The sequence below is a fragment of the Streptomyces sp. NPDC001219 genome (genome assembly GCF_053597915.1).
Map to the genome: position 1 here is coordinate 1 of NZ_JBSFJF010000132.1, position 9,271 is coordinate 9,271.

At 71.5% G+C, this 9,271-nt stretch carries 7 protein-coding genes and 1 pseudogene; 3 read left to right on the top strand and 5 right to left on the bottom strand.

The window, feature by feature from the left end; translation table 11 throughout:
• Positions 1–188 precede the first annotated feature (188 nt).
• Genes ACWC9R_RS36475 through pgsA form a run of 3 tightly spaced genes read right to left on the bottom strand, consistent with a single transcriptional unit; the run spans position 189 to position 2,964 of the window.
• The gene (locus ACWC9R_RS36475) at positions 189–1,349 is read right to left on the bottom strand and encodes a glycosyltransferase family 4 protein (protein WP_450738119.1); all 1,161 of its coding nucleotides are present in this window, start codon (positions 1,347–1,349) and stop codon (positions 189–191) included.
• A complete protein-coding gene (locus ACWC9R_RS36480) occupies positions 1,346–2,311 on the bottom strand; it encodes a phosphatidylinositol mannoside acyltransferase (RefSeq protein ID WP_450738121.1) in 966 nt (321 codons plus the stop codon). Before ACWC9R_RS36480 ends, ACWC9R_RS36475 begins: the two co-directional genes overlap by 4 nt.
• Positions 2,308–2,964 (bottom strand): phosphatidylinositol phosphate synthase, encoded by a 657-nt coding sequence (gene pgsA, locus ACWC9R_RS36485; RefSeq protein ID WP_362609993.1) that lies wholly within the window; start codon positions 2,962–2,964, stop codon positions 2,308–2,310. The genes ACWC9R_RS36480 and pgsA overlap by 4 nt, the downstream gene beginning before the upstream one ends.
• 286 nt (positions 2,965–3,250) lie before the next feature.
• Between pgsA and ACWC9R_RS36490 the strand changes: the two genes are divergently transcribed.
• Complete coding sequence (locus ACWC9R_RS36490) at positions 3,251–5,449, top strand: elongation factor G-like protein EF-G2 (protein ID WP_450738123.1); 2,199 nt, start codon at positions 3,251–3,253, stop codon at positions 5,447–5,449.
• Between the two features lie 186 nt (positions 5,450–5,635).
• Positions 5,636–7,315, top strand: a complete 1,680-nt coding sequence (locus ACWC9R_RS36495) for a hypothetical protein (RefSeq protein WP_450738125.1) — start codon at positions 5,636–5,638, stop codon at positions 7,313–7,315.
• A 30-nt stretch (positions 7,316–7,345) separates the two neighbouring features.
• Here ACWC9R_RS36495 and ACWC9R_RS36500 read toward each other — a convergent pair whose 3' ends face one another.
• The gene (locus ACWC9R_RS36500; protein ID WP_450738126.1) at positions 7,346–8,551 is read right to left on the bottom strand and encodes a YncE family protein; all 1,206 of its coding nucleotides are present in this window, start codon (positions 8,549–8,551) and stop codon (positions 7,346–7,348) included.
• Positions 8,551–9,177 (bottom strand): annotated as a pseudogene (locus ACWC9R_RS36505) (polysaccharide deacetylase family protein); the annotation flags it as partial. The gene ACWC9R_RS36500 and the pseudogene ACWC9R_RS36505, both read right to left, overlap by 1 nt.
• Here ACWC9R_RS36505 and ACWC9R_RS36510 point away from each other — a divergent pair.
• A partial coding sequence (locus ACWC9R_RS36510; RefSeq protein WP_450738128.1) for a hypothetical protein occupies positions 9,086–9,271 on the top strand: 186 nt, incomplete at its 3' end. The pseudogene ACWC9R_RS36505 and the gene ACWC9R_RS36510 overlap by 92 nt on opposite strands.

A 9,271-nucleotide genomic window follows, 5' to 3' on the forward strand; every position in this document is an offset into this window, starting at 1 on the left:
CTCACCGTCACCACTCCCCCAACGGGAGGGGACGGGCCGGAGGGGCAGGGTTTCCGGACGTAAAGCGAAGCAGTCCGGAAACCCTGCCCCGGAGGCCCGTCACCGCACCCAACAACCACCCGCCCGCCGCAGGCGCAACGGCGACAAGCCACCACGGCGGGACAGCCGAAAACGCGGGGAGGTCGAGATCAATCCTTCGCCGGCCAAAGCCGGCCCCGCGGACCAACCCGCTCATCCGTGGCAACGGACACCGCCCCGGTGGTGACCGTCTCGTAGACGGCGAGGATGTCGGCGCCGACGGTCGCCCAGTCGAAGCGACGTACATGCCGGGCACCACGTTCACGCAGCTCTCCGAGTCGCGCGGGGTCACCGAGAAGTCGTACAGCCGCAGCGGCGAGCGCCTCGGCGTCCTCGTTGGCGAAGAGTTCGCCGGCCTCGCCCTGGTCCAGGACCTGGGCGAAGGCGTCGAGGTCGCTGGCCAGTACGGGCGCCCCGGCCGACATCGCCTCGACGAGGATGATACCGAAGGACTCGCCGCCCGTGTTGGGCGCGACGTAGAGGTCGACGCTGCGCAGCAGCCGCGCCTTGTCCTCGTCGCTGACCATGCCGAGGAACTCGACCCGGGAGCGGAGGTCGGCGGGCAGTGCCGCGACGGCCTCCTCCTCGTCGCCGCGGCCGGCGACGAGGAGCCGGGCGTCCGGTACCTCGGCGAGGATCGCGGGCAGCGCCTCCATCAGGACCGGCAGGCCCTTGCGCGGCTCGTCGATCCGGCCGATGAAGCCGATCGTGCGCCCCTGCCACTCGGCCTTGGGCTCGGCGGTGCCGAAGAAGTCGACGTCCACGCCGTTGGGGATGACCACCGCGTCGCCGCCGAGGTGTTCGACGAGGGTGCGGCGGGCGTACTCGCTCACCGCGATCCGCGCGCTGATCTTCTCCAGCGCGGGCTGCAGGATCGGGTAGGCGGCGATCATCGCCCGCGAGCGCGGGTTGGAGGTGTGGAAGGTCGCCACGATCGGGCCCTGGGCCGCCCAGCAGGACAGCAGACCGAGCGAGGGCGAGGCCGGCTCGTGGATGTGGATGACGTCGAAGGCGCCGTGCTGCAGCCAGCGGCGTACCCGGGCGGCGGAGAGGAAGCCGAAGTTGAGGCGGGCGACCGAGCCGTTGTACGGGACGGGGACCGCGCGGCCGGCGGAGACGACGTACGGCGGGAGCGGGGTCTCGTCGTCCGCGGGGGCGAGGACGGAGACCTCGTGACCGAGGTGGATCAGGTGGTCCGCCAGGTCACGGATGTGGAACTGCACGCCGCCGGGGACGTCCCAGGCGTACGGGCAGACGATGCCGATCTTCACGCGGACTCCGTTCCGGAGGTGCCCGGGGCGCCGGGCTGCTCGCGCGGTTCCAGGTCGGCGAGCCAGAGCCGCTGCAGCATGTGCCAGTCCTCGGGGTGGTCGGCGATGCCGGAGGCGAAGGCGTCGGCAAGCGTCTGGGTCATCTGGGCGGCCTTCTCGGCACGGGTGCCGGTCTCGGGGACCTCGATCTCCGGGTGGACCCGGCCCCGCATGACGGGGGTGTCGTCGTACCAGAGGGTGACGGGCAGCAGCACGGCGCCGGTCTGTACGGCGAGCACGGCGGGACCGGCCGGCATCTTCGTGGCCTCGCCGAAGAACTTGACCTCTATCCCGGAGGCGGACAGATCACGGTCGGCGACCAGGCAGACCAGCCCGCCGGCCCGCAGCCGCCGGGCGAGCGTGCCGAAGGCGGCGCCGCCGGTGTGCGGCAGCACCTCCATGCCCAGGCCCTCGCGGTAGGCGACGAAGCGGTCGTAGAGCGACTCGGGCTTGAGACGCTGGGCGACGGTGGTGAAGGGGACCCCGAGCTCGGTGGTGACCCAGGCGCCCGCGAGGTCGTAGTTGCCCATGTGCGGCAGTGCCAGGATGACGCCCCGGCCGCTCTTGAGCCCCTCCTCCAGGCGGTGCACCTCCTCGACGGTGAAGCCCGCCCTTATCCGCTCCCTGCTCCAGGCCGGCAGCCGGAAGGACTCCATCCAGTAGCGCATGTACGAGCGCATCCCGGCCCGGGAGAGCTCGGCGAGCCGCTGCGGCGTGGCGTCCGGGACGACCCGGGCGAGGTTAGCCTCCAGGCGGAGGACGCCCTTGCCGCGGCGCTTCCAGGCGGTGTCGGCGATCCGCCGGCCGAGGCCCACCGCGGCGCCCTCGGGCAGCTTCTTGACGGTGCTCCAGCCCAGGGCGTAGAGCGCGTCCGCCAGCTTCTCCCCGTCGATCCACGGCCGGCCGTTCCTGCGCGCGCTCATGCGCTGTTCCCCCCTTGTGCCATGGCGTCGGCCTCTGCCGACTCCCGTCGGACCGTCACCACACGCTGGCCGAGGGTGACGGCGCTGCCGACGGCGACGATCCACAGCGCGATCGGCAGCAGGATCTCCACGCCGGGCACCCCGAAGGCGTGCAGCCCCGACAGGCCGCAGGCCACCAGCGTGACGACCAGCCGCTCGGCGCGCTCCACCAGCCCGTTGACGTCCACCGGCAGCCCGATCGCCTCCCCGCGCGCCTTGGTGTACGAGACCACCTGGCCGCTGGCCAGGCAGAAGATCGCCATCCCGCAGAGCAGCAGGCTGTCGCCCCGGCCCGCGTACCAGAGGGCGAGCCCGCCGAAGATCGCCGAGTCGGCGACCCGGTCGAGGGTGGAGTCGAGGAACGCCCCCCAGCGGCTGGAGCGGCCCAGCTGCCGCGCCATGTTGCCGTCGACGAGGTCGGAGAAGACGAACAGGGTGATGACGACCGTCCCCCAGAAGAACTCGCCCAGGGGGTAGAAGATCAGTGCGCCGGCCACCACGCCGCCGGTGCCGACCAGGGTGACCGCGTCCGGGCTGACGCCGATCCGGATGAGCAGGGCGGCGAACGGCGTGAGAACACGCGTGAAGAACGCACGCGCGTACTTGTTCAGCATGGCCTTCCCGGGAGTCGAAACGGGCCGTGCGGTCTAGCGGCCACCGGCGGGCCCATCGTAGCCAGGAGGTCAGGGGGCACCACGAACGCATCGCGGCGCCGGGTGCGTCCCGGGGCTCAGGACGGCCCGCGCACGCCCGCGGACGCCCCCGCAGGCCGTGCGGGGTGTGCCCGGCGCTGTGCCCGGCGCCCTTGGCCACACCGGCCCGGTGCGCCACGTATGGACGCGGCATGGCCTCGGTGGAAAGCTCGAATCACCGCAAAGTGTCGACCTGGAGGCGAGACACATGAGCGAGAAATCGAGTACACACCCGGGAGCCGCCGGCAGGGCATCAACGGCCGACCAGCCCACGGCCCTGCGGAACGTGGTGCTGGTCGGCCACTCCGGATCGGGAAAGACCACCCTGGTCGAGGCCCTCGCGCTGGCGTCCGGCGCGGTCAACCGGGCGGGCCGGGTCGAGGACGGCGGCTGTCTCTCCGACTACGACGAGATCGAACACCGCCAGCAGCGTTCCGTACAGCTCTCCCTGGTCCCGGTGGACTGGGGCGGAGTCAAGATCAATCTCTTGGACACCCCCGGCTACGCCGATTTCGTCGGGGAACTCAGGGCCGGTCTGCGCGCCGCGGACGCGGCCCTTTTCGTTGTCTCGGCGGCCGACGGCGTGGCCGGCGCGACCCGGATGGTCTGGGACGAGTGCGCGGCGGTCGGGATGCCGCGCGCGCTGGTCATCACGCACCTGGAGGCGTCCCGCGCCGACTTCGACGAGATGACCGAGCGCTGCCGCACCTCGTTCGGCGGCGAGGACCCGGACGCCGTCCTCCCCCTCTACCTGCCGCTGTACGGCACGCCGGGCGCCGACGGCCACGCCCCCGTGCACGGCCTCATCGGCCTGCTCTCACAGCGGGTGTTCGACTACTCCTCGGGCGAGCGCACCGAACGCGCGCCCACGGCGGACGAGCTGCCGCTGGTCGAGGCGGCCCGCAACCGTCTCATCGAGGGCATCATCGCCGAGAGCGAGGACGAGTCCCTGATGGACCGCTACCTCGGCGGCGAGGAGATCGACATCAAGACCCTCGTCGGGGACCTGGAGACGGCGGTCGCCCGCGGCACCTTCCACCCCGTGCTGGCCGCCGCCCCGGCCGCCGAGGGCGCCAGGCAGGGGCTGGGCACGGTGGAGCTGCTGGAGCTGATCACCGGTGGCTTCCCGACGCCCGCGGAGCGCGAGGCACCGGCCGTGACCACCCCGGACGGGTCCCCGCGCCCGGCGCTGACCTGTGACCCCGGCGGTCCGCTCGCGGCCGAGGTGGTCAAGACCTCCTCCGACCCGTACGTGGGCCGGATCTCGCTCGTCCGCCTCTTCTCGGGCACCCTGCGCCCCGACGAGACGGTGCATGTCTCGGGCCACGGGCTGCAGGACCGGGGCCACGAGGACCACGACGTCGACGAGCGGGTCGGCGCGCTGTCCACCCCGTTCGGCAAGCAGCAGCGCACGCTGTCCAAGGCGATCGCCGGCGATCTGGCGTGTGTGGGGAAGCTGTCCCGCGCCGAGACCGGTGACACCCTCTCGGGCAAGGACGACCCGCTGCTGATGGAGCCGTGGACGATGCCCGACCCGCTGCTGCCGGTCGCCATCGAGGCCCACAGCAAGGCCGACGAGGACAAGCTCTCGCAGGGCCTGGCCCGCCTGGTCGCCGAGGACCCGACGATGCGGCTGGAGCACAACCAGGACACCCACCAGGTGGTCCTGTGGTGTCTGGGCGAGGCGCATATCGATGTGGCCCTGGAGCGGCTGCGGACCCGCTACGGCGTCAAGGTGGACACGGTCGCGCACCGGGTGGCGCTGCGGGAGACCTTCGGCGCCCCCGCCGCGGGCCGCGGCCGCCATGTCAAACAGTCCGGCGGGCACGGCCAGTTCGCGATCTGCGAGATCGAGGTCGAACCGCTGCCCGGCGGCTCCGGCATCGAGTTCGTGGACAAGGTCGTGGGCGGCGCGGTCCCCCGGCAGTTCATCCCGTCCGTGGAGAAGGGCGTACGCACCCAGGCCGCACGCGGGGTCGCCGCCGGGCATCCGCTCGTCGACATCCGCGTCACGCTGCTCGACGGCAAGGCGCACTCCGTCGACTCCTCGGACGCCGCGTTCCAGACGGCGGGCGCGCTGGCGCTGCGGGAGGCCGCCGCCGAGGTCCGGATCGACCTGCTCGAACCGGTGTCCGAGGTGAGCGTGATGGTTCCGGACGATTTCGTCGGCCAGGTGATGAGCGATCTGTCCGGGCGCCGCGGCCGGGTCGTGGGCACCGAACAGTCAGGGGCGGGACGCACCGTGGTGCGCGCCGAGGTGCCCGAGGTCGAGATCGACCGGTACGCCGTCGATCTGCGCTCCCTCTCCCACGGCACCGGGCGGTTCTCCCGCGTCCACCTGCGGCATGAGCCGATGCCGCCGCAGCTCGCCGACAAGTGGCGGGAAGAGGCGGAGAACGGCGCATAGTTGACGGCCGGTCAACCGTTGGAGCGGCCGCTGTCCCGCTCGACCCCTCCGGGCGGGACGGCGGCTGTACGCTGAGATCCTGGCCTCGCACCGGGGGGTCGACGTCAGGACACGAGGTCACGGGCTCGACAGCAGGCTCTCAACAGGTGTGCCGTCAGCGGAAGTCGGGAAGAGCCGCATCATCGGATGCGTGCGGTGTGGGGGGCGGTAGTGGCAGACGGCTTTGACTTCAGTCCCGGGGCTCAGGTCCCGCTGTCGGGGAGCGCCGGGCAGACGGCGGCGACCCAGGCACTTGCCTCGGCCGCCTACCGGGACTGCCTGCTCGACAAGATCCTGGAAGCCGACTCGGATTCCGGCAAGTCCACCATCAAGAAGCCCAAGCTGTCGCTGTTCGCGCCCAATCTCGGCGAGGCGTTCGCGCGCGCGGTGCAGGTGCGGATGCTCGGCGGCGGGCGCGCCGCGCTCATCCAGTCCTTCGGGACCGAGCCGCAGACCGTCGTCGAGCACTGTCTGTCCGCCACCCGTATCCGCAAGCAGCGGGACGCCAAACTGACGCTGCTGATGGTGCTGTTCGGGGTGCTGTTCCTGCCCGGTGTGCTGCTGTGGCTGGGCGTCTTCCAGCTGCGGAAGCTGCTCTCCAAGGACGGGGCGGGCAAGGGGCTCTCCCTGATCGGCGGGGTGCTGCTGACGGTGCTGGGCGTCCTCGTCGTGTTCTTCATGATCAAGCTGCCGCTCAACGGCTTCTGGCCGCTGTACGCCCGGGGCATGATCGTCGCCCCGGTGGTCGGCTGGTGGCTGGCCAAGCAGATCAGCGAGAAGACCGCGGTGGCCATGCGGGAGTCCTGGAAGGGGCTGCTGGAGGGCGGCGGTGTGGCCGCGAAGATCCCCGAGGCGGTGCCCCAGGACCCCAACCAGATCGCCGCCGAGACCCTCCGTCAGAATCTCGCCAAAATCTCCGCCGAGCAGAACAGCAACGTCGTCTTCTACGCCGGCCCCAAGGGCATACTCGGCATGGGCACGCGCTGGGGCAGCTGGCAGCTCGCCGAGGAGCTCATCCCGGCGCGGGGCGGCAGCGAGATCCACCCGTTCCGCAGCTGGGACGTGATCCGGGCGATCCACGACAAGCTGCGGCTGCTGGAGCGCAGCCCGCTGCACACCGGCGGATTCCCCACCCCGTCCGTACGCCACTGGATCGTCTCGCCGGTCGGCGAGAAGGCCGCCGCCGTCTCCCGCCCCGAGGGCACCCATGTGGAGGCGTACGAGATCCGCGGCCACGAGATAGAGCGGATCTGCAACGAGCAGCAGTTCGGCAGCGGCAACCGCCACTACCTCGGGGTCCAGTTCGTCCTGTGGGACGGCCAGTTGGTGATCACCCTCATGATCACCGTCACGGTGCTCCACGAGACCCTGCGCATCGAGGTCACCGGCCACGCCCTCGGCCCGGTCAACGGCCTCTTCACGTCGAAACCGGACCCCAAGACCAAGGACGTCGCCAAGGTCGTCAAGTTCTGGGAGACCAAGACCCAGCAGCTGCCGCTCATCGAGCCGCAGGAGGTGGTCCGGCTCGCCGCCCGTGCCCCGCTGACCTGGTTCCCGCCGGTGCTGGACTTCCTCGGCGGCAAGCTGACCCTGCCCGAACCCTTCGGCCTGCGGCACGTCTGGGCCGACAAGCCCTGGCGCCACCGCTTCATGGCCGATGACGCGCTGCGCGCCGCGACCCCGGTGCTGCGCACGGTCCACTCCGCCGCGATGAGCGTCCTCAAGGAGAACGGCGTGGACACCGAGCGCTTCACCAACCGCTCCCTGGTGCTCAGCGGCATGATCCAGGGCGTGGAGCCGCAGAAGGCGGACGAGTACAACGCCTAGCCGCGGCACCACACCTCCGGGGCGCGCCGGTCAGCGGAAGATGCCGGTGTGCCCCAGGGAGTACCGTCCCGGCTGCGGGTAGACCGCCAGACCGTGCGGGCCCTGGCCGACCGGGATCTTGGCGAGGGTCTTGCCGGTGCGGGTGTCCAGCGCGTAGACCTCGGAGTTGTAGCGGCCGGACAGCCACAGCACCTTGCCGTCGGTGGACAGGCCGCCCATGTCGGGGCTGCCGCCGCCGCGGATGTGCCATTTGTCGACGAGCTTGCCGGTCCGGAAGTCGAGCAGCGAGATGGAGCCCTCGCCGCGGTTGGAGACGTACATGTGCTTCGAGTCGCGGCTGACGTAGAGGCCGTGGGCGCCCTTGCCGGTCGGCATGAGCCGGGGCCGGGTGAAGCGGTCGCCGTCGAGGACCCAGATGCCGTCGGCCATCATGTCGGCGACGTACCAGGTCCTGCCGTCCGGGGAGATCTTCACGTCCTGCGGCATCGCGCCCTCGAACGACAGCTTCTCCTGGCCGATGACCTTCATCTTCTCGGTGTCGACCTTGAGCAGTTCACCGGAGAACTCACAGGAGACGATGAAGTACCGGCCGTCCGGCGAGAAGTCGGCGTGGTTGACGCCGGCGCAGTTGACCGGGAGCGTCTTGCGGACCTCCATGGTGTGCGGGTCGCGGAAGACCAGCTGCCGGTCCATGGAGGCCATCACGACCGCGTACTTCCCGTTGGGCGTGAAGTAGAGGTTGTACGGGTCGTGGACCTTGACGGGGTCGCCGGCCTTGCCGTTGGCGGGGTTGATCGGGGTGAGGTCGTGTCCCCGGTTGTTGTTGACCCAGAGCGTCTTCAGGTCCCAGGACGGCACGACGTGCTGCGGCTGGACGCCCACCGGGATGGTCTCGATGACCTTGTAGGTCTTGGGGTCGATGACGCTGACCGTGTCGGAGCCGGTGTTGGGGACGTAGATCCGCGAGGGGAAGTCCCTGACCTGCGGCGCCAGCCTGCCCGGCCGGTCCGCCGCGTAGAGGTCGTGCTGGTCCAGCAGCGGCGGCATCCCGGGCAGGCCCGGTTTGGCGGCCTGGACCGGTGCGCGCTCGACCGGCCGCGGGCTCTGCCCGGCCCGTTCGCTCTCGTCGCCGCTGCCGCAGCCCGCGGCCACCAGCGCGCAGGCCACGGTGAACAGCGCGGCCCGGTGGCGCGCACGCGGGCGGTGACGGTCGTGGGTACGGTTCCGGTCAGCCATCAGGTCACTAGCTCCGTTGTCGTCACCGCGCGCAGACCGCGTCGGCGGAGGCCGTCGAGGATCGGGGGCAGCGCGGCCACCGTGCCGGCGTGCCCGAGGTGGAGGCTCACGACCGAGCCCGGCCCGACCGAGTCCAGGACCGTGCGCTGGACGGCGGCGGCACCGGGGTCGTTGGCGTCGAGGGAGTCCACGTCGTAGGAGAGGACGTGCGGATAGCCGGCCTTGCGGGCCAGCTCGGCCACCAGGGGCGTGGCCCGGCGGGTCTGCGAGGGGCGGAACCAGCTGCCGATGGTGCCGGTGAGCCTGCGCAGCCGGTCGGCGCAGCCACGGATCTCGGCGTCGGCGTCGGCGGCCGGCAGCGCGCAGATGTCGCGGTGGTGCATGGTGTGATTGCCCAGCTCATGGCCGCCGTCGAGAATGCGGCGGGCCATCGCGGGCTGCTCGTCGAGCCAGTCGCCGATGGCGAGCACGGTGACCCTGGCGCCGGCCCGCTCGGCCTCGCGCAGCAGGGCGGTCGCCATCGTGGGGTCGCCCCTGCCGTGGAGGGTCAGCGCGACCGCCCGGCCGTTCCGCGGCCCGTGCTCGATCTGTACGGGCAGGCCGGGCACCCGGGTCGGCGGCCGGGCCACCGGCTACTACTTCGAGGACAAGGCCGCGGCCTACGGTCTCGCGCTGGTCGCGGTCCTCGCCTACGCCGGATCGCTGCTGCTGGACAGCAGG